General features: G+C 46.6%; 21 protein-coding genes. All 21 read right to left on the reverse strand.

Features of this window, described 5'->3' with window-relative positions; genetic code table 11:
- Positions 1-132: 132 nt before the first annotated feature.
- The gene (locus tag WC647_07445) at positions 133-2088 is read right to left on the reverse strand and encodes a nucleoside-diphosphate sugar epimerase/dehydratase (GenBank protein ID MFA6222133.1); all 1956 of its coding nucleotides are present in this window, start codon (positions 2086-2088) and stop codon (positions 133-135) included.
- Positions 2089-2415: 327 nt separating this feature from the next.
- Positions 2416-3546, reverse strand: coding sequence for a DegT/DnrJ/EryC1/StrS family aminotransferase (locus tag WC647_07450; GenBank protein MFA6222134.1), 1131 nt, complete (start codon positions 3544-3546; stop codon positions 2416-2418).
- A gap of 252 nt (positions 3547-3798) precedes the next feature.
- Positions 3799-4479 (reverse strand): acetyltransferase, encoded by a 681-nt coding sequence (locus WC647_07455; protein MFA6222135.1) that lies wholly within the window; start codon positions 4477-4479, stop codon positions 3799-3801.
- A 19-nt stretch (positions 4480-4498) separates the two neighbouring features.
- Positions 4499-5326: a class I SAM-dependent methyltransferase gene (locus WC647_07460; GenBank protein ID MFA6222136.1), complete on the reverse strand. Its 828-nt coding sequence runs from the start codon at positions 5324-5326 to the stop codon at positions 4499-4501.
- Between the two features lie 14 nt (positions 5327-5340).
- Positions 5341-6207, reverse strand: a complete 867-nt coding sequence (locus WC647_07465; GenBank protein MFA6222137.1) for a sugar transferase — start codon at positions 6205-6207, stop codon at positions 5341-5343.
- Between the two features lie 179 nt (positions 6208-6386).
- Complete coding sequence (locus tag WC647_07470) at positions 6387-7580, reverse strand: glycosyltransferase family 4 protein (GenBank protein MFA6222138.1); 1194 nt, start codon at positions 7578-7580, stop codon at positions 6387-6389.
- A gap of 6 nt (positions 7581-7586) precedes the next feature.
- Positions 7587-9449, reverse strand: a complete 1863-nt coding sequence (gene asnB / locus WC647_07475) for an asparagine synthase (glutamine-hydrolyzing) (GenBank protein MFA6222139.1) — start codon at positions 9447-9449, stop codon at positions 7587-7589.
- Between the two features lie 512 nt (positions 9450-9961).
- Entirely contained in the window at positions 9962-10372 is a 411-nt protein-coding gene (gene tnpA, locus WC647_07480) for an IS200/IS605 family transposase (protein MFA6222140.1), read from the reverse strand.
- Between the two features lie 261 nt (positions 10373-10633).
- The gene (locus WC647_07485; protein MFA6222141.1) at positions 10634-11212 is read right to left on the reverse strand and encodes a hypothetical protein; all 579 of its coding nucleotides are present in this window, start codon (positions 11210-11212) and stop codon (positions 10634-10636) included.
- A gap of 139 nt (positions 11213-11351) precedes the next feature.
- Positions 11352-12554 carry a hypothetical protein gene (locus tag WC647_07490; protein MFA6222142.1) on the reverse strand — a complete coding sequence of 401 codons (1203 nt, stop codon included), beginning with the start codon at positions 12552-12554 and terminating at the stop codon, positions 11352-11354.
- 172 nt (positions 12555-12726) lie between these two features.
- Positions 12727-13869, reverse strand: coding sequence for a glycosyltransferase (locus tag WC647_07495; protein MFA6222143.1), 1143 nt, complete (start codon positions 13867-13869; stop codon positions 12727-12729).
- Entirely contained in the window at positions 13866-15239 is a 1374-nt protein-coding gene (locus WC647_07500) for a glycosyltransferase family 39 protein (protein MFA6222144.1), read from the reverse strand. Before WC647_07500 ends, WC647_07495 begins: the two co-directional genes overlap by 4 nt.
- Before the next feature lie 26 nt (positions 15240-15265).
- Positions 15266-16039: a class I SAM-dependent methyltransferase gene (locus WC647_07505; GenBank protein MFA6222145.1), complete on the reverse strand. Its 774-nt coding sequence runs from the start codon at positions 16037-16039 to the stop codon at positions 15266-15268.
- 138 nt (positions 16040-16177) lie between these two features.
- Positions 16178-17359, reverse strand: a complete 1182-nt coding sequence (locus WC647_07510) for a glycosyltransferase family 2 protein (protein MFA6222146.1) — start codon at positions 17357-17359, stop codon at positions 16178-16180.
- An 87-nt stretch (positions 17360-17446) separates the two neighbouring features.
- On the reverse strand, positions 17447-19468 hold the full coding sequence (asnB, locus tag WC647_07515; GenBank protein ID MFA6222147.1) for an asparagine synthase (glutamine-hydrolyzing): 2022 nt from the start codon (positions 19466-19468) through the stop codon (positions 17447-17449).
- A gap of 36 nt (positions 19469-19504) precedes the next feature.
- A complete protein-coding gene (locus WC647_07520) occupies positions 19505-20596 on the reverse strand; it encodes a glycosyltransferase (protein ID MFA6222148.1) in 1092 nt (363 codons plus the stop codon).
- 3 nt (positions 20597-20599) lie between these two features.
- On the reverse strand, positions 20600-21709 hold the full coding sequence (locus WC647_07525) for a glycosyltransferase family 4 protein (GenBank protein ID MFA6222149.1): 1110 nt from the start codon (positions 21707-21709) through the stop codon (positions 20600-20602).
- Positions 21710-21765: 56 nt separating this feature from the next.
- Entirely contained in the window at positions 21766-22710 is a 945-nt protein-coding gene (locus tag WC647_07530; protein ID MFA6222150.1) for a glycosyltransferase family 2 protein, read from the reverse strand.
- A 123-nt stretch (positions 22711-22833) separates the two neighbouring features.
- Positions 22834-23817 carry a glycosyltransferase family A protein gene (locus tag WC647_07535; GenBank protein MFA6222151.1) on the reverse strand — a complete coding sequence of 328 codons (984 nt, stop codon included), beginning with the start codon at positions 23815-23817 and terminating at the stop codon, positions 22834-22836.
- 24 nt (positions 23818-23841) lie between these two features.
- Positions 23842-24720: an alpha-1,2-fucosyltransferase gene (locus WC647_07540; GenBank protein ID MFA6222152.1), complete on the reverse strand. Its 879-nt coding sequence runs from the start codon at positions 24718-24720 to the stop codon at positions 23842-23844.
- Between the two features lie 173 nt (positions 24721-24893).
- A complete protein-coding gene (locus tag WC647_07545; protein MFA6222153.1) occupies positions 24894-25766 on the reverse strand; it encodes an FkbM family methyltransferase in 873 nt (290 codons plus the stop codon).
- Positions 25767-25821 lie beyond the last annotated feature (55 nt).

Genomic DNA, 25821 nt, shown 5'->3' on the forward strand with positions numbered 1-25821 from the left:
GAAGTTTACTGGGGTTACCCACCCCAACAGAGAGCAGCGGCATGAACAAGCAGCTTGCACTTAAAAGTCGCGTTCAACTGTCCTAATTCGCTAGACCATTGCTGAAGATAATCCTCTAGAAGAGGGTGTTTCTTATGAACTCACAGCGCTACCGAGGGCGTGCAAGGGATGCTGACCCTCATGTCTACGTTGTAATGTGTTTGAGGCAGGCCGATATTCCGGAACAATCGACTTGAGCGCAGCCAGTGGGTCGAATAACCCATTATTTGGTTTGAAAGCAGCGGCAACCCAAAAATCGATCAATTTGACGATCTGTTGTGGATCATCAATCGTTTGTCTGAAAATCCGAATCTTTTTGTGATCTGTCGGCAGACATGTTTCCCAGTCACATGACAACTCTTCGGACAGCTTCTCTCCCAGCCGTAATCCTGTAATTTCGACGCCAACCTCGTGCTCTGTCTTCCCAGAAAGTAAAATGAGCTGTCTGGCTAGGTCCATAATCCTTACGGGGTCTCCCATATCCAGCATCATGAGCTGACCTGAGTTTCCTATGGCAGCGGCCTGAAGGACTAGAGCGACCGCTTCAGGGATACTCATGAAGTAACGGGTTACTTCCGAATGGGTAACAGTTATTGGGCCACCCTTTTCGATCTGTTCGAGGAAAATTGGGACAACGCTCCCTTCAGAACCGAGCACATTACCAAACCGCACAGCCATGAACTGTGTCGAGCTTATTGATCCATAGGCCTGGCAGTACAGCTCACATACCCGTTTCGAAGCGCCCATGACGTTTACAGGTTTAACCGCCTTGTCAGTTGATATTAGCAAAAATCGCTCAGCGTTGAATTCATGGCTGACACGAGCCATTGTCTGGATTCCCCCAATATTGTTCCTGAAACATTCGAGAGGGTTCTCTTCCTGAAGCGGCACATGTTTGTGAGCCGCAGCGTGCAAAACCAGGTCTGGTTTATGCTTGTTGAACACCTCCCGCACCGAGTCATAGTCCTTACAATCCATTAATAGCGGAAACAGCTTAATTTCGTCATGATTCTCGATCTTTGGCGCCAGCTTACGATGAATATGAAAAAGAAGGTTTTCGCTCCGTTCTAGAAGTAGCAATGCCTTTGGGCGCCTATTCAGAACTTGTCTGGAAATTTCTGAGCCAATGCTGCCGCCGGCCCCAGTTACAAGCACCACTTTGTCAGTTATGATAGAGTCTATGTCGCGATAACGGATCTTGATCTCTTCTCTGCCAAGAAGGTCCTGAATGTTAATGTCACGGAAGCGGATAAGCGGTCGCGATTCATTGACCATTTCCAATAGTGATGGAAGTGTTTTAAGGGAAATTTTCAGGTCCCTGACCTTGTCGTAAATGACCGTCATCTGGCGCCGATTAGCCGAGGGGATGGCTATGAGAATCATATCAACCGCATTTGTCTTCACGTATTCCTTGATGTCATCGACAACGCCATGTACTCTTATGCCCTGAATCATGTAACCTTTCTTATTGGGGTTGTCGTCAAATATTGCTTTGACCTCATAGCCCGAATTAGGATTGCGGGTAATCTCGCGCAACACGAGGTCACCTGCGTCACCTGCGCCGATAAGGATGGTTTTCATCTTATTGCTGGAATTTGTGGTAACGCGGGGAAGAATCAGTTCACGGATGATGCGGGCGCCGACAAGCACAATCCCAGCCCATACCATGGTTAGGTTGGCGTCTATAAGTATGACGCCTCGAGGAATGAAAAAATAGGGCGCCAAATAATCGACTAGGGTTATGGCGGCTGCGCATGAAAAAGCATAGAGAATTATCCTGACAATTGAGCGTAGTCCAGTATGTCTCCAACTCAGAGTGTGGAAGCGGAAAACATAAACACCGACCAGCTTGATCGCCAACACCATCGAAAAATCGAGCGGATACAAATTGAGTCTGGACATGGGGACATCAAAGTCAAACCTGATTTCGTAGGAGAGCCATAGAGAAATCACTGCGCAGATAGCCGTCGCTATGAATACCCAGTATTTGAACCGAAGGTATGGCCTAAATTTATCGTAGAACGGTATTAATAATTTTGGGAATGTCATCAATTATCGAAGCCCCCATTGCACATCATTAATAATAAAATTGAATCACAAATTCATAATCATAAATCGACGGAGTCATGAATGTAGGTCGCATGAACGGCCAAAATCTCCCATAGCGTTGCTATGAGCCATAATGTGAAACACTTCCAGAGTTAATGGGATGTTCTCTCAAGATTCATGCTTAATGCGCCCCGTAGCAACGTCAGAATAGCCCATGGCATCGCCATGGGATTTGGTGATTGCGGCTAACACGTTTAATTATTCTTCAAACGTGGGCATGATGCGTTTTTGCTGTATTCGTATGTCGGACCGTGTCCGACATCCACACTAATACCCCAAAACCCTTTCCACTACACTACAGACCCGGTCATGCTGCTCATCAGTCATGTGAGCGAACAAGGGCAGGGCAAGCGAGGTTCGTGAAGCCGCCCATGTGTTGGGTAATTCACCAACGATCCGGTGAGGCCGATCTCGAAACGCAGATTGAACATGAACGGGCGGATAGAAATACTTTTTACTCTGGATTTGTGAGCGAAGAAGCTCCTTATAGACCGTTTCCCTATCAGCTTTTGCTTTTGGCCCTATCAATAAAGTAAAGTAGTTCCCGCTGGAAGTTCGATCATTGGGCCATTCCTGAACAGAACAGCCAGGCAGAGTTCCCAGCTTGTCCCGATAAGCATTAATGAGCCTCATGCGGGAAGCAATAAGATTCTCTGCGTTTCTCAAACTCAATAAACCAATAGATGCATGGAATTCGCTCATTCGAGCCGACAGCCCATTATAAATCATCTCCTGGCCATCCGGCCCCTTGCCGTAATCTCTCATGCTCCTGAGCTTTGCGGCGAGGTCGTCATTGTTAGTGGTGATGAGCCCTCCCTCAATGGCAGTGATCACTTTGGTCGGGCTGAGAGAGAAGATTTCGCATTGCCCGAAGGAACCGCTTGGCCGATCTTTGTATAATGAACCGAGGCCCTGAGCAGAATCAAATACCAGTGGTACCCCATGTCTGGTAGAAATCGCTGTTAGTTCGTCTACATCAGGCGGCAATCCAAAAATGTTTACTGCGTATATAGCGGATGTCTCCGGACCAATCGCGTTTTCAACCTGTTCCGGGTCAATCGTGAAAGTGTTTGGCAGGCAATCAACATAAACGGGTTTAAGATTGTTCCAGAAAAGGGCCTGAACAGTAGCGGCGAATGTAAATGAAGGTAAGATGACCTCAGTGCCGAGTGGCAGTTCAAGAGCCGAGAAAGCAAGAATGAGACCGGAAGTACAATTAGAAACCGCTACAGCATATCTAGCTCCCGTATATTCCGCAGCTTTTGCTTCAAAGCTCTCGACTATCTTGCCGACTGTCACTATCCCTGATTCGTAAGAAGGCTTCAGAGTTGAGCAAAATTCCTCGTACGAGGGAAGGGTAGGACGAAAGACTGGTATAAATTCGACTTGGTTGTTCATTATGGTATTAATTGCCTCGGAAATTTGAAGAAATCAAAATAGGAGCAAACCCAAATCCCCCACGGCGCAGCCATGGGCTCACCATGTGTTGGACCGCAGGAGCGGCCCAAATGACCCACAGCGTTGCTATGGGCTATTTTGACGCCGCCCTCCCAGGGCTTTTGGGGATGTGATTTTCAGAGTAATCATATTTGCCCCTCTTAACGGGGCAACATTCATGAGCCCACGGCTGCGCCGTGGGAATCTTGGATGTTAACAGTTCCTTTTGTTCAGACTAGCATTGCCCTTTATCACCCTTGCAGGGTTTCCAACCGCAACGACATTGGCCGGCAAATCTCGAATAACTACGGCTCCTGCGCCGACGACCGTATTCGCCCCTATTGTCAGCCCCTGGATTATTGACGCTCCTGAGCCAACATAAACGCCGTCGGAGAGAGTAACATTCCCTGCTACGCTCACTTTGGGATTCAATCTAACATATTCGCCGAGCTTCGTCTCGTGGCCAACAGCGCACGCCGTGTCGATATGAGTATGCGCTCCGATGTGTATTTCTACAGTCAGGACAGATCCGGCGGCTATGATCACGCCTTCGGAGATTTTCACAGTTTTGGACATGATCACTGATGGATGGATAAGCGGTGGAAACTCAATATTCCGGCGCCTGAGCATTTCAACTAGAGACTTTCTGCGCTGTGGGGAGCCAATCGCCACTGCCATGGATAGGGGTCTGGGCAAGCTCTCCAATTGATCTAAGTCCCCTAGCACGTTGTAGCCATACCGCTTTCCACCCCACTTGGTCTCGTCAGCGTCAAGAAAACCCAGCATGTCCCAGGAAGGTTTGACACGGTTGATGTCGTCTATCAACCAACCTACCTCTATGCCAAAGCCGCCGGCGCCAAGAACCAGAATGTCTTGCATGCTACGTTTGGTCATCTGGCTCAATTATGACATATTACCTTTTGTATCCAACCGCGACCCAATATGGCGCTTCTTCGCTAAAACGGATTTTGGTCAGTCCCGCTTCGATCATCATTTCCTCTATCTGTTCCCTGGTGAAACGCCTTTCTAAGCGTGTACCAAAGCGATCGAGAGCGTCAGTCCTCATGGTGTAAAAACTTTTGTCCCTGTATGATGACAATGGCAAATGATCCACTCTCATCCCCAGACTTTCCATGAACCGTGCTGCCTTGGCGAGCGGATAGTAAATCGAAACGGCTATTATCTGACTTGTTGCAAGCTTTATTGGATAAGGCGTTTTCGCGACCACTCGACGGATTAGATCACTAACTTTCCAGATAGCTTTAAACCACAGCGGCCTGTTATCAAACGCATAGTAGAGATAGAGCAGGAAAGGCCCAGCGGGCTTTAGTTTTGACACACAGTTGCGAATACCTTCCGTAGTATCTGGAACATGGTGAAGCACACCTAACGAATATCCAAAATCCATGGAATTATTGGGGAGAGGAATGTTATCGACCCCAGCTAAATGAAAACAGCAATTGGTTACTCCGCTCAAGTTTCTCTTAGCAACCTCAAGAGCTTCCTCACTTGGGTCTATACAGTGAAGTTGCGACACTCTCGGCGATACAATCTTGGCCCATCGTCCGCTTCCACACCCCAAGTCAAAACCCATTGGACTCTCTGGAAGGCCCTCCCACGGAAAAACTCTGAAATAGTCCTCGAAGAGTTTTTGTAATTCTGCCGGAGCAACAACGGATTGGTCGAATTGTGACCATTCCCTGCCAAAATCATTTACAACTTTTGTGTCAATATTCCGCAAGTCTTGATCTTCCGCTACTCAGATGAGCCCCTAGCTCCGGTGAAGCGCTCGACCGTCGCACACCCTTCCTGGTTGAGTCCACGGCCGGACAGGACAATCCGGATTGCGATGAGAATGATTTTCAAATCTAGGTCTAATGACCAATTGTAGACATACCAAACGTCCAGATCGAATTTTTCTTCCCAGGAACATGAGTTCCTGCCGTTTACAACCGCCCACCCGACCACGCCGGGCTTAACTTCGTGGCGACGGGCCTGGATCGTCGTGTAGAGCGGCAAATATTCCATGAGCAACGGCCTTGGACCGACGATACTCATGTCGCCCTTGAGCACATTCCAGAATTGAGGCAATTCGTCGATGCTCGTCCTCCGCAAAAAGAGCCCCAACCTGGTTAGACGACATTCATCAGGTAATGGACAGCCATTTTCGTCGCAGTCGCATGTCATTGTCCTGAATTTGTAAAAGATAAAAGGCTTGTCGTGCAGGCCCGGTCTGATCTGCTTGAATAGGATAGGGGAGCCCATTCTAAAACGAATCAGTAGTGCCGTCAGCGCAAGTATAGGAGATAAGACTAGAAGGGCGAGCGCTGATATGAGAATATCGATGAGTCTTTTGAGGAATAGATTTTTCTTCACGTTGTTCCTTGAGATGACAACGACCAATACCCCCATGGCGCACCAACGGGGAGCGACAAAACAAAAACAACTAACAGAAACACAATACCCCCATGGCATAGCCATGAGAGAGAGAACCCGAAACAGAACATTACGTTCCCATGGCGCAGCCATGGGCTCATGAATGTTGGCCGCAAGGGCCAAAGATGAGTTCTTTTTAAGAGTAATCCTGTTTGCCCCGGTCAGGGGCAACATTCGTGAGCCCACGGTTTCACCGTGGGTAGGTTTCGAATCCTATTGGCCCCCTCTTAACAGCGCCGTTCGTCAGCCCACGGCTGTGCCGTGGGAATTGATGTTGACTAATCGTTTCCAACGGTTCAACTGTGGGTACGTTGATTGTTCCTGTTCCACCAAGGCGTAAGTCTGGCGCTACTATACGCCATGAATCAATCCATCGGCTTTGGTATCGGCAGCCCCTTTTCCTTTAGCATCTTGATATAGAGATCATGAAGATCATTCCATATCATTTCAGGCTGGAAATCGTTCAGTGCCCGTGTTCTCCCTGCCTGCCCGTGTCTACGCCGCAACTCAGGGTCTACAATGTACTTCTCAATAGCGTCTGCAAGGGCTACAGGGTCCTTTGCCGGTACAAGCGTGCCTGTAACGCCGTCTACCACGGCGTCCACACAGCCTGTTACCTTACTCGCCACTACCGGGACCCCCGTGGCAGCGGCCTCTAACACGACATTTGGAAAGCCCTCTCTATATGTGGGGAGCGCCAGAACATCCATAATCCCACAATGTGTGGCCATACGCTCTCTTGGGATCCATCCGGTGAACACAACACGCTCATCATATCCCCAATCGTCAATTATTTGTTTCAAAGCCGCATCCCGAGCCTCGGGCTTACCTACTATCATCAGGTAACTGTCCAGGTGTTTGCGTCTCAAAGTCACCCAAGCGTTCGCCAGTTCGAATATTCCCTTGTCCTTAACTATTCGGCCGACAAAACCGATGACTTTGGCGGATTCAGGGATCCCGTACTCGGCCCTTAAAGCATTTGTACAAGTTATCGGCGTTTTGTCAGGGTTGAAAACATCACTAGCGTCAACGCCGTTACTACTTCCATGTCCCAATACGAGGAGTTTTTCCTGACTACAAAATCGATTAGAAACGCACATTTTAGCGACTGAACCGCTATTCGCTGTAACTGTGTGCGCCAACTTGCATGTGAGCTTCTCCATCCATCGCAAAACAGCCTTCAGCCTGCCGTCCATCTCAGACATTAATCCACGGAGTGTGAAAATACGCACAGGAACACCCGCCAACGTTGCTGCAATCATCCCCACGAACCCTGCTTTGGGTGTAGACGCATGGACTATTTCCGGCTTCAATCTCTTAAACAACCAATAAAGTCTAAGAATAGCCAACAAATCTGAAATTGGAGACAGTCCTCTTATCATTGGCACGGGGAAGACCATTACGGATTCCCTATCTCTCAAAGTCTCCAATAGAGTTCCCGGGCTTGATATGGCAATAACCTCAAATCCCTTCTGTTTCCAGTAAACAAATTGTCCCCGAAAAAAGGCTTCTAGCGTAATCGGGACCGTGGTAACAAAAACTAACCGGGTCTTTCTCAATTCCACCTATTTCATTTTGAAACGACGCAGCCAAAGCTCAAGGACCAATAGAGCGTACAATATGTATGGCTTGTTACGGTCCGTCATAACATTTCCATTTATCAGGCCGTCCAGAAACTTTCTGGAAAGATACGACCCTACACATGAGTCAGGCTGCGCTAATGTGTCCATAAGAATCGGCCTCAATTCATTTTTCAGGAAAGAACCTAGAGGCACTTCAAAGCCTTTTTTGGGACCATTCATTATTTCTTTCGGAAGCAAACCTGAGTATGCGTCACGTAAAAGGCTTTTGGTCCGGAACTTGTTACTGATAAATTTCAGCGGGACTGTGGACACAAATTCAGCTAACTTATGATCAAGGAGAGGAGACCTTGCCTCAAGAGAACACGCCATTGTCGACATGTCCATTTTGACAAGCAGATCATTCAGCAAGTTCAATTGCAGGTCCAGGTTCATTTGACGTGTAAACTCCCCGGAAAAACTTCCTTCAATACTTTCAATAAAGCCCTCCGTAGATCGCTTTGGCCCAAGCGCCCAATATTGTTTCTTGTCAGCTTCATTTAGCATATCCGTCGTCATTGTCAGATAACGTTCGCCGCCGTTTGAGAAAAATAGCCTCAGAAAACGAATTCCAAAGCCTATGGCAGTCCGCCTGTCTCCTCCAAATCCATCAAACCGGTTTCTGATTGATTTCTTGTTTGCAAATGGCAGGAATTTAAACCAATCCAGCCATGCGGCGGCAAGGTGTCTGCGATAACCCGCAAAGATTTCGTCTCCACCATCTCCCGTTAACACGACCTTCACATATTTTTGGGCCTGCGCGGCGACTTTGATGGTAGGCATCGCGCTCGAATCAAAATATGGCTGGTCAAAATGATTCACAAGCCTCATCAAATCATTTTCCGGATCAAACTTAAATGGGATTACGGTATTAACTACACCTAGATAACGGGCTACCAACCCCGCCATCCTGCTCTCGTCCAACTCACGGTCGTACATTGATACGGTAAATGTCTGAAGCTCAGCGGAAGAATTTCGTCGGGCCTCATACGCCACAACTGACGAATCGATCCCACCTGACAGAAATATCCCGAGCGGCACGTCGCTCCGGAGCCGTAAGATTGCGGCTTCACCGACCAGTTGACGGATTTTTTCAAGTGTCGCTTCGTAGCTTATTGATTCCCATCGCTCATAGTATAATTTCCAGTAAGTTCCCGATTTATTACCGTCATGGTTCACGAGCAACCATGAAGCCGAGGGGATTACAAAAAGATCAGCAAAAATTGTTTCCGGCTGGGGAACAACCCCAAATGACAAATAGTCGTATATTGCCTGCTCATTAATCTCCATATGACGTCCGGCGTGTTTGGCCAGGATTCGTAGGGCCTTTATTTCAGATGCAAAAAGGACTTCGCCCGGAGCAGGTTCAAAATAGTAGAGAGGTTTCTTACCGAATCGGTCCCTGGCGATGAACATGGATTGCGAGTTGGCATCCCAAATGGCGAAAGCGAACATCCCCCTCAGCAAGCGGCACATGTCTGTCCCGTAATCTTCCCATAAATGCGCAAGACATTCTGTGTCCGACCTGGTTTTGAAAACATGTCCCTTTGATTCCAGGAGATCAATCAATTCAAGGTAATTATAAATTTCACCGTTGAATACAACGACTACGGACTTGTCTTCATTGAAAACCGGTTGATGGCCGCCACTGATGTCTATAATGGAGAGGCGGCGATTTCCCAGAAAGGAGTTTCCGTGCTGGAACACCCCGGAGTCATCCGGACCACGGTGGCGTATCGCGTCGAGCGCTCGGTTGATGACCGATACATCGATGCCTTTTTTGAGCAATCCCCCAACTATGCCGCACATGGTTCTAACCTATATACGAAGTTTGTCATTTCGATCCGAATTCCCCATGGCATAGGCCTATAGGAGAAAATAGCAACATCCAAATTCCCCCATGGCGAAGCAACGGGGACCTATAAAACAAAAACAACGAACACAATCCCCATATACCCATGACGGATCAACGGGGAACAATAAGAGACAAAATACAACCCAAATTCCCCATGGCATAGCCATGGGCTCATGAATGTTGGCCGCAAGGGCCAAAGATGAATATAAATTTAAATCCTATTTGCCCCGGTCAGGGGCAACATTCGTGAGCCCACGGTTCAACCGTGGGTATGGTGATTGCGGCAAACGTGTTTAAACACGGTTCAACCGTGGGTTGGTTGATCGGTTTGGTTTGCATCGCGGGATTGAATCCCATGTCCCCACGGTGCTACCGTGGGTATTAATGATTGCCTACCCGTTTCCCGCTGCTATGCCGTGGGTTGGCTTCGCTCAGTTATCGTTTTTTGGGGTGCTAAACGGTGCCGTCAAGTCGTCGGCAAAACTTCATCGTCGAACGAGAAGGTTTTGTGATGATTTTGTTGGTTTCGGATGTATTGTTCGACCTGTCCAACATCTGAACAGCTTACCGAAAAAGCTCCATAACCAGTTTGCCAGGCAAAATGCGCAAATTCATCCGACTGTTTTTTCAACCAATCGGTAGATCCTTTTTTCAAACGACCCACAATGTTGGCGAGCGATTGACTACGAGAGAGCACGAATAAAAGGTGAACGTGATTTGCTACACCATTAATAGCTATAACATCGCACCTGTTGTTCTGAAGCATTCCCCACATGAAACCATGAAGTTCGTATTGAATCTCAGGCGTAATCCAGTTTTCGGAGTTTTTCACCCCAAAAACGAGGTGAATAATGACCCTGGTGGTTGAATGTGGCATAAAATATCCCCCCGAATTCCCATGGCGCAGCTATATACGACGAAAATAGCAACGCCAAATTCCCCATGGCGGAGCCATGGGCTGATGAATGTTGGCCGCAAGGGCCAAAGATGAATATGAATTCAAATCCTGTTTGCCCCGGTCAGGGGCAACATTCGTCAGCCCACGGTTCTACCGTGGGTACGGTGATTGCGGCAAACGTGTTTAAACACCGTTTCACCGTGGGTATGATGTTACGCTCCCCCTCCGAGCCCCCTTAAACTAATGCCTCCCACACCTCTTTTTGTATTTTTCCTTGTAATCATTTAGATACTCTATGAAGTCCGCGTTGCCTGAGCTGCTGCTTTTGAGCCTAACAGCCCAGTCTGTGTCATAAGCCAGGTTTTCGGCCAGACTGATTACTTTGCTTAGTCTCTTGCTCTGACCATATTTGTCGATGGTAGATTGCAGTTGAGTAACGGCCTTATCCATGAATGCCCCGGCTTCGGAACCATCGAACATCTGAAGCGCCTTATCAATCTGCGCAAAAAATTGTCCAACAGCTTCACACACCTCAGCCTTAATCTTTTCCTGTTCAGCGGGGGTAAGAGTGTCAATGTCCTGTTTTGCTGGGGCAGCGATTTTCTTTTGTGCGGTATCATGGGATCCAACATCTCGTTTTTGCGATGCTTTTTGAAGAGTTCCGACTATTGTCTTCAGTTCATCTACATCACGTCGAAGCTCGTCAATCTGTCGCTGCAGTCGCTCCTGATCTATGGAAATGCCTTGCGGGTAAACAACATTTACGAAGGCCCCGAGAACAAGTATCACGGACAAACAAGTTGCTGAGATTTTGCGCATTGCGTCAGTGCTCCTCTATATTTATGTAATGTTGGCTACAATGGGGAACAAATGTTTTTGCCGCCACATGTCATTTCGACCCTTGGGAGAAATCCATCCCGGTCCGGAACACGCATATAACCGACCATATTGCCACACGCTACTTGGTAAGATCTCTCGTCGCTGCACTCACTCGAGATGACATCGCCACGTTGTCTGTTGGGAAGGCAAGCCCTGCATTGGGATGATATTGAGCCTGTTGGGCATACATAGCTCTCATCCGTTTGCGTTCTACTTTGCGTGAGTATCTAAGTAAATACGGTACATACGCCAGCGTCAACAAAGCTGGCATGGCCTGCAACCTGGCCCTTGCAACCTGGCCCTCGTTTGCTATGAAGGTAAACAGCATACAATAGGCCAGACACACCAGGATGGAAACCAGCACATCAGGACTGGACAGCATCAACCTGCGGTCTGCCCTTGTGGCCCGCTTCCAACCCAAGATTATAAGCCCTGATATAGTCCATATCTCCGCTGAGCTTATAACCAGGCGGAGTGCCCGGACATTCCAGGGAAACGGCCGAAAGAACAGGGAAATGGCACCGGAAACAAAAACTATTGGCTTTCCGGTGATTGTAGACTCGGCCCCTTCGGGCATTTCGTATTGTAGGTTTCTTGTCATCTGAGACCAATCTTTTGCGAATTCTTCCGCTTCCTCAACATTTTCTATGCCGAGTTGACTGGCCATAAAGCCTACAGAAATGATCATTCCTAAAACCATTACCGCCGAAACCATAATGCGGCGGCTCTTATATAAGATTACCACCGCAAGTGAACATGCCCACGCGACCATGGTGTAGGGACGCATTATTATCCCTACCGTTAAGCCGATCAGCGCCGAAAAACCGAATTTAAACTTCTCCTTGGGACCGGATGGGATTACCGAAGTGAAAAAAAGACATATACCCCAAAACATGAGAGCTTCCTTTATAAGAATTGACGTCCAGAAAAGGGCGCTTGGAAGAAATGTGACAACAAATATAGAGTTGGGCACAAGTATATAGTTTGGGACATTTCGCACAAAATGGCGAGTAAGGGCCAGAGCGCCCCAGAACCCTAGAAACGCATTCAACGCCTCCGCCGCGGTTTTATGGATTCCAGTGAGGAAATACAGTAGTCCAACATAGATATGAAAACCTCGATTGCTAGTGCCGGCGTAATCCCAAACGTAATTCCAGTCGCTGACCATCATGTGATGAGCCAGTTCCATAGCCATGTAATCATGGTAGCCATCGTCCGCTCGATAAGTCCCGAGGGTCGAGATAGCGACGTCAATCATCCCTAAGCTGAGGGATAGCCACAAGAGTCCCCCTAATATGGTTATTGTCCTTTGTCTGGAAGAAAAATTCCGCGCCGATAGATAATGATTTACCAAGATAGGGACGAGAACAAGAAGACCTGCAATAATAATGTAGTCATTTATTGTCAGGCTTTGTGATTCGATCTGAAACTCCTGAACCTGAACGTCTGATTGATTATTGCTTCAAACATTGTTCGTATAATTGTAGATATTGGGCTGCCATCTTTTCTATGGAAAGGTGATCTCGCACACGTTGTTTGCCTGCCTCTCCCATTTTCTTAGCAAAACCACTGTCCAAGAGTAACCTAACGATTGCGTCAGCCATTCCATCATGATCATGAACTTCAAAGAGCAACCCGGTTTGTCCGTCCTCAACCGCTTCAACTAGACCGGCGACTCTACTGCCTACAACGGGCAATCCCGCTGCTGCCGCCTCAATAGTCACAATGCCAAAACCCTCGAAAAGTGATGGCATAAGCATTAGATCACAATGCGCCAATATCTCGTCAACGTCGTTGCGAAAACCAAGAAAAGCGATCTTGTCTCCTAAAGATAATTCATGCGCCATTCTTTCAATCTCATAGCGTAGGTAGCCGTCTCCCACCAGTATTAGCCGCGCGTCAGCGACATTTTCGCTTACCTTCTTGAATATATTTAATACACCACGATGATTCTTCTGAGCAGAAAACCTGCCCACGTGTATTATGACGCGCGAATCCTCATCGTAGCCGAGCTTGCTAAGGAACAGATATCTTGACTGTTCTGGCTTGGGTGTCGATATGTTGACTCCGTGAGGTATAACAAAAGCCTTAGACACGAACTTGGACCTTTCCGGAACGAACTCATCGAGTGTGCCCTGTGACACACCTACGAGGAAATCCGACTCTTTAACCGCATATTTTATGCTCCATTTCGCGTATACCGACCGAACCGACTCGACAACAGGTAGTTTTAGAAACCATCGTTCTGCCGGAAAATCTACGCAGTGAAAGGTTGTTATTACCTTCACATTCATTTCGTGACCTATCCATACCGCAAACCCGCTATAAACGCCGACATGAATATGCAAAATATCGTATCCACCACGCCGCAAGATTTTGGCGAGACGCATTCCGAATACGAAATGATCAGGGGTGAGTGTATTCAAAAATACTTTGGCCCCAAGCGCCTCCGCTTTATAAGCCCATCTTCCACGCTCAAAGCCCTGGCAACAGAGATCCATTTGGCAATCAGAGCGATGGATTGTTTCCAACATAGAAAGAACCCAGCGCTCAATGCCACCAGGATTTAAGGATGTCACAAGATGAAGGACTTTCATTTTTGTCTTCGAGATGCACATTTATCCCAGACCATTGCTAGCCCATTACCTGCGAATACGCACAAGATGGGCATAATGGGATGACGATACCTGCTGTACCCTAAGCCCACCGCCGCCGGTAAAAAAACATAATAGGCCGCTAAAATTACTAAAAACAGCACGCCTTCATGTGTGCCGGGTTTCCGGCCAAATAGGCACAGAACTGCGAGAATCCAATAGCCAGCCAATATGCCGGCCAGAAGAAAAGTCGCCAAAAGCCCAAACCGGGGACCTTTTAGCAGACGTAGTGAATCTCTTTTGTCCGCGAGTACCTTGTCCATGCGTTGAAATTTGATGTTAAAGACGCAAAACCAATCGGATAACCCTGGACCCAACGAAGTCCACACTGCTTTGACTACCAGCATTCGTAAGAACTGAAATGGGTGGGTCAAAACGATCCTCAACCCTTCTTTTTGTCGATAATAGTCCCTCTCAGTCTCTGACCATTGTCTCTGTTCAGGATGGAGTTCAAAATAGACTTCATTTTCATTGTATCCCATTTTTTGCATACGATCTGCAACTGAACTTCCAGATTCTCGATGCAGTATTTCACCGCCTGCACAAAAATAAATGCAAGTCCCAGTCTGAGATGAGAACAGGAAATGCCCCGTCTCGATTTTGTTCCTGACTTGCCATATTAATAGCGGCGTCATCGCCACCAGCAAAAACAAAATAACGTGAACAAGAGGTTTAACCCTAAAGTTGAACTTGATTAACATCCTCACTAGCAGTAAAAATCCTACAACCATAGGCATGAAATACGCTACGGGCCGTATATAAGCAGCAACTGATGCAATCAACCCCGCAGCGAGTAAATCATTCAATGAGGATTTTTTCAGATAGCGCAGCAGAAAAAACAGAAAGGCTGTGAAAGTAAATGCGAAAAAAGTCTCTGTCTGGAGTATGCTCGTCTGGATCAAGGACAATGGTTCAAGCGCGTAGAACCCTGCAGAGAAAGCCGCAATCCTTTGATCATAGAAAAGGACCATGCTGATCCCGTAAACTAATAGTATCGTCAGTGAACTCAAAACAACCTGGATTCCTACAGTCACCAATTCGACATTCCCTAACAATATGCCAGGGACGAGCAACAAGGGGTAGCCTGGAGTTCTGTTAAATTCGGGTCTACCGTCAGAGACAAATTTGCCAAGCGAAGTGAGACCCATTGCAGGTCTTATGTAAGAAAGAGTGTCGTCTTTGTTGAAAAATACGGACCTGTCGTCAGGTGATAGATACACAGCTAAGGCAGGAATAGACATCCTCATGGTCAGACCCACGAGCAATATTATCCAGATAGTCATTTTATGCGTAGTAATAGCCTGTGAATTCATCTCCGGCCTCCATGAAACCTGTTATGTCAGGCAGTATCTGACGACCCTTTACTTGCAATTGCAACCACCTGCCATCCCCAATTACAAGTTGGCAATGAGAATTCAAACGATTTTGCCGCGATTGTGGAAATGATTTTTGCTAAACTATTCGGTTCTGTCCATGAAGACACATCTTTGGTAAATCTACGCCCGAGAACTAAAATGACGAATTTGTATAAGTTAAAGAAAGGGAAACCTGTAGAGAAAACCATATGAACCTTATATCCGGCTTCTTCAAGCAAGAGATGCAGAGAATCCACTCGATAATGTCTAATATGACCTATATGGACATCAAAATTGGTTCGCGGTCCCCCAGGCACCGTAACAATCAGTTTGGAGTGATTTCTTAAGAAAAACCGAGAATTCTTAAGAAAACCGAGGGGATCTGTTAGATGCTCTAATACTTCACTACACACAGCATGGGTTGCCCAACCCTGAAGACTTTCAAGCCCCTTGAGGTCCCCCGCAAGGTCGGCAGCGACAAATTTGACACTCCCGATATTGTTTTGCCTCGCGTGTAACAAACCTTCCTCACTTCCATCTATACCCAAAATCTGAGAATTGGGGTGAGCCTTAATGATTTGACTAGCCAACTGCCCCAACCCGCACCCTAAATCTATTATTCGTGAATCAGCTTCCTCTGATGGTTTTATAGCAAGTAAATTTATAATCATGTTGTTTCGCCACGCTGTTGCGGGATTCAGCAGAAGTGCGCCATGAAAATCTTTCCAGTGACGATCCCAGTTATTGTCAATTGTCATTCTAGCCTCTTCCAAAAGCATATTCGTCATGATCTAAACGCGTTGCAATCGAGACAATCGATGTCTATAAGGTTTGAACCCAAAGGGGTGTAGAGCTTTGCGTGCGTGAAATTAATTGAAGCCAGTGATCAAACTTTTTCATCGTCGTTCACCCTTTGGCAGTTCAAGCATACTCACAAAAAAACTTGAAAAAATAATCTGGATCCCTAACGATATCAAAGTCAAAGACGTAATGACCAGACGCGGCTCTAACGGGGACTGTAATGCCCCAAAAGATTGCTGTGCCCAATTGCCGACTGCTACCAGTAACAACACGAAACCAGTAACGGAGGCAATCGCTCCGACAAAAAGCCCGTGCTCCAATCGAACCCGACGGTATATTCGACTGAGAAAGAAATCCGGCGGCAATAGCCCTAAACGGGCTGCAAAAATACGGGCAAACAATCCAAAAATTAGAGTCTGCGTGCCAATTAAGCATAAAAGGCTGAACACCATCATCGTATTGAGTTCAAAGCTTATCCCGCGGACAATCACCGGCCCTGGTAAGAGTAAGATGAAACCAATTGCGCCTATCAACAACATGGTTAACCCCGGCCAAAGAAATAACCAACGAGGGCTGTACAACAACATGAAACGCAAAGTTCGCCACCCATCGCGGAAAGTGCGCAGATGCGGCTTTTTCGTCCTTCCGTCCGGATGCAATGTTATCGGAACCTCTGCGATGCTAAGGCCAGTCAGAGCAGCTTTGACTATCATTTCACAAGCAAATTCCATCCCATGAGAGGTAAGCTGGAGTTGCTCTACGGCAGCCCGTGAAAATCCTCTCATACCACAGTAAATATCTGTAACCTGGCTTCGAAAAAACAACCGTCCTAAATAACTAAAAAGTGGATTACCAACCCAACGATGCAGCCAAGGCATAGCTCCGTCTTTGACTTTGCCACCACCCAGAGGCAAACGACATCCCGCGACAATCTGGTTGCCGGCACGTAGCGTCTCAATGAATGGATCAATCGCCGACCAGTCATAGCTGTCATCCGCGTCCCCCATGATGACGTAACACCCACGCGCCGCTTTGATGCCCGCGATCAAAGCAGCCCCGTAACCGTGTTCATGTACCGCTACAACTCGCGCTCCAACACTTATTGCCAACTCTTGGGAACCGTCCGTACTACCGTTGTCTGCAACAAGGACTTCGCCCTCAATCCCCAGCCTACACAAGGCCGAGCTGGCTTTCCGGACGCAGACAGCAATTGTCTCAGCCTCATTAAGACATGGTATCAGTAACGTAAATTCGAGATCGCTTTCCTGGGAGAGCATCACAAACCCCCTTTGAACCAGTTCAATGTTTCTATCATGCTGAATCAATGTTGCGGCGACGCGAAGGTGAAGACAGCCAACAAGAAATCACTCCGGTCCGCTTGTCTTTTTCCGATTAGGGCTAAACATCCCCGAACCCACGGTACTGGCATCAATCCAACATTGAAACATCAATATGCTCCATATGGTGGAGGCCCAGTTCTGTTTTCCCGAAAAGTGCTCCTGCCGGATTTTCTTGACCACGTTCGCGTCTAAATAATTATTAGATATCAGAGCCTTTTCTGAAAGAGCGTCTTCCACCCAGTCTCTAAGTGGCCCGGCGAACCATCGTTGAAGCGGAACCGCAAAGCCCTGTTTCGGACGTTCTATAAGATGTTGAGGGACATACTTATCAAGGACACGCCTCAGCAGCCACTTGGTTTGTCCATCGCGGATCTTCATGTTAACCGGAATTCTAGCCGCAAACTCAACCACCCTATGGTCCAGAATGGGGACCCGCGCCTCAAGACTGACGGCCATAGATGCACGGTCGACCTTCACCAGGATATCATCGGGCAAATAGTTAGTAAGATCGATCAAGGACATAAGGTGATAATCGTGAAGTTTTCCCTCGATGTTTGAGTACCGCACTGAGTTTTTGGTGGCTGAAGCGCATTTCACGTATTGGTAACCAGGCTGTATGTTGTATGTTGTATGGTTGTACAGGCCGTTGAGGCTGTTCTGACCCACATAACCGGCTAGCCTGTGAACCCATTGACCAACATCCTTGGGCTCTCTGCCTAAAACTCGGAACATTGGAGACAAAGGCCATATAAGAGATTGGATTATGTTCTCAGGAATGCTCTGAATTAATGACCGAAAGATGCCCCTCAATGGTAATGGCGCTTTCCGGACCAGATTCCATGTCCGTCCTATCAGGGAATAGCGGGGATAACCCAGGAATAACTCATCGCCCCCATCACCGGATAAACTCACGGTGACGTTTTGCCTCGCCAGCCGTGATACCAGGATTGTGGGTATCTGGGAAGAATCTGCGAACGGTTCATCATATATTTCGGGCAGAGACGGTATTATTTCTATCGCCTGCCTTTCAGTGGCGTAGAGTTCGGTGTGATCTGTGCCGAGGTGCCCCGCGACTCTACGAGCGTATGGAGCCTCGTCGTAACCCCACTGATCAAAACCGATTGAAAAAGTACGGACTGGACGATTACTATGGGATTGCATCAAGGCCACTACCGTGGAAGAATCCACACCCCCGGACAGAAACGCGCCGATAGGCACATCGGATATCATTCGCAAAGCGATAGAATCCCTGAGCAGCCTATCGAGTTCAACCACCGCTTCGTCATCATTTCCAGGCCATGGATTTCTTGCGCCAGCCAGATATATGTCCTCAGCCGACCAGTAAGGCTCAGTGGACAATTCTGGATGGCGAATGCCGGACAGCTTCTCAGTATCAACTGTCAACATGTGACCGGGTTCAAGCTTGAATACCCCTTTGTAGATTGCATATGGGGCTGGTATATACATGTTCTGGAAGTAGAGTTCGACAGCCTCATGATCAATTTCACCGGAGAATTCAGGGTGGACCCGTAGCGCCTTTAGCTCTGAAGCAAAAACGAAATCCTTTCCTGACCAACCGTAATACAGAGGTTTTATACCGATCCTGTCTCTAACTAGAGACAGGGTCTTGTTCTGCTGGTCCCAAAGGGCGAATGCAAACATGCCTATGAATTTCTTCACTGCCTGGACAAGGCCCCAAGCGCTTATAGCGGCGAGCATCACCTCAGTGTCGGAGTTACCCCGAAAGGCAGGAGCACTGCCCTGGTTCTCTAGCTCCTTTCTAATCGAGCGATAATTATAAACCTCGCCGTTAAAGGTGATCACATACCTGCGGCAAGCAGAGACCATAGGCTGCCTGCCTTCTGGAGAGAGATCCAGGATTGACAGCCTGCGGTGCCCAAGCGCCACCCCGTTGCGGCTATCAATCCAAACGCCGCTATCGTCCGGCCCACGATGCTGCAAGGTATCGGTCATGCGAATGCAAACTTCTCTTAGAAAATCTGCAGTCGAAGATGTTTTACTGACGACTCCCCCTATGCCGCACATTGGCTTGCCGATGTTAAGGATTGCCTCATATCCTGATCACGACAAAAGCACTTGCTCATATTTTTCCACTATGGTGGATACCCCAAAATGCTTCCCCAATGAATCTAGAGTTTTAGACCTATTTGTTCGTTCAAAATGTTCGGGCAGGATTTTTAGGTTTGCGGGGTCCATCAATCGGTCAGCGTTCCCTGTCAATTCCATGATTTCTCTGGTTCCACCTGGACAATCAGTCGCCAGCACGGGACATCCGCAAGCCAACGCCTCAAGCAGCACGTTCGGTAGTCCCTCGAACCTGCTCGATGACACAAAAAAGTCCGCATACTTGAACCAGGGATATGGGTTAGCCTGAAAACCCGGGAAAAACACCACATCTGAAACCCGGAGTTTATGGCAATAATTGATCAACTCCTGTTTCATGGGACCCTGTCCTAGTATCCACAACCTTGCGTTTTTATTATCCTGTTGAAATACATTAAACGCTGAAATCAACGCTTCAAAATTCTTTGCATAACACAAACGCCCTGCTGATATTATTTGTGGCCCCTCGCCATAACTAGAAAACGGATTTTGAGAATTAATTAGGTTGGCGGTGATCTGATCGATATCGACCGGATTCAGGATTTTTCTCAATTTACGCCGATCAACACGAAAATTTTCCTCCAGGTCCTTCAGCATGTAGCCCGACTGACAAATTACAACGTCGGCCTTGGGGTAGAGCGTCTTGTATAGGACTCTCATTAGTCGGGGATATCTTGGATAGTGAGGCTCCCTCAGTGACTCGCTAATACACGTGCTTTCACGCAAAATAATCTTTGTCTTTTTGGGTAGGAACGACTTCATCATTATTGCCATCAGATTCACCGTACCCGTGGCGGACAGCACTATGTCAGGTCTAATAGGGCGAATGGTTTTTAGAAGAGGCAAAAATCCCTTGAGGACCCAATCCACATTAAGAAATGTGACATCGATATCGGAGGGTATTAGTCTCCTGAACTCTCCCTTGTTCATGACCACGATCAGGTGGAGCTTGAATTTGTCTCTGCTGAGGTGGTTAAGGAGGGTGAGCATCACCTTGTGAGTTCCACCCCCCTCGACATTAGGCAATACAAAAACTACTTTCTGCTTCAACTCTTATTTATGCCTTCCACACTCGATCACCCGCTCAATCAAATCTTCCCATTGCTTCATAATTCGCTCCACCGAATATTTTTCTGCCGATTTGGCCGCTTCAAGGCCGAGTCGGTGTCTCTCCTCATCGTCGTTTAGAAGCCTCTCCATAGCTCTTGCAAGTGCATCTACATCCGACGGAGGAACTAGGATACCATCTACGGCATCTTGAATAATCTCTCGAGGACCAACAGGACAGTCAAAGCTGACAACCGGAAGGCCACAGGTCATGGCTTCCAAAACAACCATGGGCAAGCATTCGGATTCTGAAGAAACCACTACCATGTCGGAGTTTTTTAGCAAACTCCATGGGTGTTTAATTTGTCCCCAAAATCTAACCCGTTGTATTATTCCCAGTCGGGAGGCCAAGCTGATTAACTCCTCACGAAGCGGGCCATCGCCGACGAGGTTCAGAAAACAATCTGGTTCATAAGAAATCTTAGCGAATGCTTCAAGCAGGAGGTCAAATTGCTTTATCGGTACAAAGCGACCCATGGCAGCAATGTTTCTGTTCCCCGGTAATTTAGGAGCGTTAAGGGCATCCAGCCCTTCGAGCAGCACGGGATTCGGGATACTGACTCCCTTCCTTCTAATCCTGTCCGGAAAACATTCAATTGCCTTCAAATTTGGCGCTACCAGCATACTAGCAAGCGGGTATAAGCAGCGCCTAAGCATATTCCAGGGCCGTTCCATATGGGACGAAGGTGGATAACCATGCTCTACAATGATTAGCGGCACACCTTGCGCCAGTGTGGCAATGATAGTCCTGACGTTGGCGCTATTGAGATGAGAGATGACACAGTCAGGCTTCGAATCACTTATGGCCTTTCGTAACAGGGAATTGCGTCTGACGTTTTTCCAAATTCCGTCCCAAACGTCCTCCGCAGGCCCCCCAAAATTCAGATTAATTTGTTTGATGGAAGGGTGCAGGTCGTAAAAGTTATCAAAATCGAAAGGCATATAAGTCACTATTGTTATCATATAGCCTTTGGACGCCAAGCAATTGGCAAGGATCGAAACAACCCTCTCTGCGCCGCCGGCGCTCAAACTCGGAATGACAAGAGTTATTCTCAATAGTTATTGCCCTTGAGGATTGGGTCGTTTGATATACTCAGCATGAGAAAATCTAGTTATTCCACCGTGGTACTTCTATGGTTCACAAGACTATCGTGCAAATAGAGGGCGAAACCCTTGGGGAGCATGAGAAACCATAGAATCTTAGCGGGGAGATTGTTTAGATCTCGGATTTGTTCCAGGATCGGTATCCCTAGATGAAAACAGCTTCTCAAATAGGTCGTGACGTGTAACAAAAATACCGGTCTCGACGTGCGCCAGTGGTCCATAAAATCGCAGAGAAACATAAGGCTCAATGACCGCATGCCAGACGCATTGCGAGGGTAGGTACGGCTATTACAGGTCGACTCTGTTTCAGAATGATAGATGCGCAGAGGTTCGTTGAGGAGTCGTACCTTGTATTTCTTGGCAATTCTGAACCATAATGTGCCTTCAGGTAAATAAGATCCGGTGAATTCCTCTGAAAATCTGGAAACCCTGTAGATTTCAGTCCTGCCGCAGTACCACTTCTCACCTCTTATTTTGTACTTGAAATATAATTCTATGAAATCAGAATCAGAAATATGTCTTGGGAACTCTTCACCAACAATCTGTCCTGAGCGGTTCTTGCAGAGAGCTGCAACTCCGAAAGATCTATGGCGTTCATTGCCAGGGATGGACTCCAGGCAAGTCATGAATTGCTGCAAGGTCTCGGGGACAAATTCGTCATCAGAATCGGCGCAAAGAAAATATTCGCCACGAGCCAGATCTGCTGCCCTGTTCCAGGCTATATGTTTCCCTTGATTCTCTTGAAAATAAAAACGTATGGGAAAACGATTTTCCGCCTGCCATTCTCGCACCAATTCAGAGGTACTATCAATAGATCCGTCGTCTATTATCAACCATTCGAAATCGCGGTAAGTCTGAGTACAAAGACTTTCATAGACCCTATGCAGAGTATATCCCCTATTAAAAGTTGGCGTGAATACTGTAAAATAAATAGTATTTGCCGAAGCATGCAAAATAGATTCCTACTGACCGATTGGAAAATCGCCTGAAAAGCTAAAAATCCAAAATTCGATTAAAAAATCTGACGAAGAATCTAGACTTTCGGGTGAAATTTGAAGCACATGCTTGTTGGATGCTCAACTCCCGAGCCTTAGATTACGTAACCGATCATAGATCGATTTTGGAAGTATTGTCCTCAGGGCATGTGCCATCTCAATTTCCAGATTCCATGCAAGGAAAAACAACATGAATGGAACGCACAATATACCAGATCTACGGCATTTTCGCACAAAAGTGAGAAAGGGACTCCTGTGATGCGGATCAAGTCTCTTATAGGTCCAAGGTAGCCAGTACCCGGAATGTTTGTAAAAAACGTACGCTGATTTAAGATCCCAATTGGGTTCCAGAGCCCCCCTGTAAAGGCCGTATAAATTAATAAAATGCTCTTCTTTGGTCCACAAATTTGCACTGACTTGATTTTCGTGGAGTCGGTAAAATACCATTCTAGATCGAAGCAAGGCGCTTCGCCCAGGTGAAGCTGCTTGCAAAAGGAGCGCCCGATCAAAGATCGGAGAATACTTTCGTTCAAACTCGGGCCAATTAAATTCGGGAAGGGCACTAGTCCGGTACATGGTCGAACCAAAGTGAAGACGTGCTCCTCGAAGTAACTCTAGAGCGAGCTGACTGACATCTTCAAAAACATGGGCCTCTGATGATGCACAAGAATAAGGTGGTAAGTCATCGGAATCAAGGAATACGATAGATTCACTTGCTACGAACTGAAGGTCTCCGTATTTCTCCATGATGTCGATTTCAAACTCAACTAGTTGCGGATGCATCATGTCATCATCATGAAATACCATCAGGTATTTCGAATCTAGATAGTTTTGGAAAGCTGCCTGTACATTCGCAATTTGACCAATATTCCTTTCGTGTTTAAGATAGATCATTCTACGATCAGAAAATTGGCTCAGAATTGCTCCGTATTCTTTTTTGCCTGGGTCGTGTAGAACGACGAGACGATAATCCTTAAATGTTTGTGCAAGGATCGACCTTAGACAGTCTTCAATGAATTCGGGGCGGTCATGAGTCATAACACATATTGTCAATAGTGGAGGCATTTTCGATATCCCATCGCTTGATTATCAAATCTGTCGCCAGTTTGGCGGCACAATTGAGTTCGTATCGATCGCCATTGATCTGAACCACTTCTTTGGTGAAAACACAATCTTGTTGGGATAATCGCTAAGCCAAGCCCCCCACCAGCTAAAGGTGCTGTTTGCTATAATATGGTGCCGACATTGACTGATCAACCTCAAATCTTCGTAATCCTGGTCAGGTCCATTATGTGTAACGTAGGTGCAGCGCCAATCGAGCTTCAAGTATTGTTGAATCCATTCTTTATCATCTGAAAAAACATAGAAATGGGGATCATCAATCTCTCGGGCAATTCGATTAGCGGCTTCCAAATAATACGAAATCGGACAAAGACCATGGAAATTGTAGGTGGTCGGGTCGGACACATAGTCTCCGCGACGGATATGCAAGCTCACCGATTGTTGAAAGAAAATTTCGCGGGCCAAAGCTTCGTTTTCATGGTGCGCAGGTGTCTTAACTTTGAATTCTCGCCTTATCACTGGTTCGATATCTTTGAAATATTTTTCAGAGCACCAATACCCCACCAGATAAATATTTCCCGGAAGCTTAAGAACTGTCGGATCGAAGGATTGCCGACGTTCCAGAGCAATGCTCCTTAATCTTGTCGGACGGAGAGAGGGTATAAATCTGAAAACTCGACCGCAGGTTTTCTTCATTATTGAGCCCCTGAAACTGGCAATTTCTTCGGCAGAGGCAAACTCCTCAATAATGTTAAAGTGCGAGAGAGCATAGAAACGTTTAGGGTCATTTTTGAAAAAAGAGATGTCTAGTTTAAGTGTAGATCTGTTCCTATAGGCAATAGCCCTAGCTGTGGCATACTGGAACATTTGATTACCCAGGCCACCAATCAATCGCACTATCACCATTAATTACAATCTCCACATTGGACAGAAAAGCTTAAAAAGGTAATTTTGACAATTAGTTGATCTATTTCTGCTATTCGTAAGTTAGCAAATATTGACAAATTTCCCTGATAAATAGTGTTTACGCTTGTATCGGTAAAGATCAAGACCATTGTTTCAAGTTCCATCCATAGTTTCTACTGTTCACTGCTATCTAAGAACAAGAAATTATGTGTGCCTAATGTGTCAATCCCTTTCTTACAGATAATCTCAATCTGGCTCATTTTAATCTCTTTACGCTGGTCTGTGGCTGTGAATGATCGGTAGCCATGGCTCCAGAACATATCAAATGTCGCCTCTAAATAAGGATTGATATGGACACCCTTTGGCTGATGTTCGGTAACACAAATTTCAACCATCCATATAGGTTTAGGTTTTTGTTTAAGAATTTCCTCTGCTCCTTTTAGCATTTGGAACTCTGCGCCTTCTATATCAACCAGGATAAAACACCGCTGCCCGCAAACCCTTGATCCCAAAATCGTGTCTAACGTTGAAATTGGCGTATAAGATTTTAAAGACTCTGACGTGTTCCCCGCCCATCCTTTAATAATGGATGCTCCTGTATAAGCGCCATATATTTCGATCAAACTTGCCCTTTCTCCGATCGCTAAAGGAAAAATCTCTATTTTGCTTTGCCAACCATTTGCAATGATGTTTTTATAAAGTAATCTTAAATTTATTTCTATTGGCTCAAATGCAATTGTACGGGCACCGGCTTGTAAAGCGAGACAACAATAATAACCATAGTTGGCTCCAACATTTATAAAGATATCTGTTTGACCTATGAACTGTTGCGCAATCCTGACTTCTTGTTGCTCATAGCTTCCATTCTCCATTGATGGCATACCAATGAAATAAAAACCGAAAGGAGTCAACACAGGCGCTCTGTTTGCAAAACTGTTTTGAAAAAGCAGAGTTCTAACATTTCGATATGTTTCAGCAAGAATCGGAAATCTCTCAATTTGAGATCTCAGAAAGTTACGGATATGATTTTTTACAGAAATATTCACATCGTTACTCCTAAAATCAGTTGACGCTGCTTAGTGTACTGTTTCAGACATTTCA

Source organism: Desulfomonilaceae bacterium, from assembly GCA_041662605.1.
In the GTDB taxonomy this organism is placed as follows: Bacteria; Desulfobacterota; Desulfomonilia; order Desulfomonilales; family Desulfomonilaceae; genus CAJBEZ01.

What these genes read in the sequence shown, in the direction of transcription:
- WC647_07500 (MFA6222144.1), bottom strand. Translation starts at nt 15,239, where the DNA reads ATGAATTCACAGGCTATTACTACGCATAAAATGACTATCTGGATAATA.
- asnB (MFA6222139.1), bottom strand. Translation starts at nt 9,449, where the DNA reads ATGTGCGGCATAGTTGGGGGATTGCTCAAAAAAGGCATCGATGTATCG.
- asnB (MFA6222147.1), bottom strand. Translation starts at nt 19,468, where the DNA reads ATGTGCGGCATAGGGGGAGTCGTCAGTAAAACATCTTCGACTGCAGAT.
- WC647_07505 (MFA6222145.1), bottom strand. Translation starts at nt 16,039, where the DNA reads ATGACAATTGACAATAACTGGGATCGTCACTGGAAAGATTTTCATGGC.
- WC647_07445 (MFA6222133.1), bottom strand. Translation starts at nt 2,088, where the DNA reads ATGACATTCCCAAAATTATTAATACCGTTCTACGATAAATTTAGGCCA.
- WC647_07540 (MFA6222152.1), bottom strand. Translation starts at nt 24,720, where the DNA reads ATGGTGATAGTGCGATTGATTGGTGGCCTGGGTAATCAAATGTTCCAG.
- WC647_07485 (MFA6222141.1), bottom strand. Translation starts at nt 11,212, where the DNA reads ATGCGCAAAATCTCAGCAACTTGTTTGTCCGTGATACTTGTTCTCGGG.
- WC647_07535 (MFA6222151.1), bottom strand. Translation starts at nt 23,817, where the DNA reads ATGCCTCCACTATTGACAATATGTGTTATGACTCATGACCGCCCCGAA.
- tnpA (MFA6222140.1), bottom strand. Translation starts at nt 10,372, where the DNA reads ATGCCACATTCAACCACCAGGGTCATTATTCACCTCGTTTTTGGGGTG.
- WC647_07495 (MFA6222143.1), bottom strand. Translation starts at nt 13,869, where the DNA reads ATGAAAGTCCTTCATCTTGTGACATCCTTAAATCCTGGTGGCATTGAG.
- WC647_07455 (MFA6222135.1), bottom strand. Translation starts at nt 4,479, where the DNA reads ATGACCAAACGTAGCATGCAAGACATTCTGGTTCTTGGCGCCGGCGGC.
- WC647_07450 (MFA6222134.1), bottom strand. Translation starts at nt 3,546, where the DNA reads ATGAACAACCAAGTCGAATTTATACCAGTCTTTCGTCCTACCCTTCCC.
- WC647_07510 (MFA6222146.1), bottom strand. Translation starts at nt 17,359, where the DNA reads ATGCTCTCCCAGGAAAGCGATCTCGAATTTACGTTACTGATACCATGT.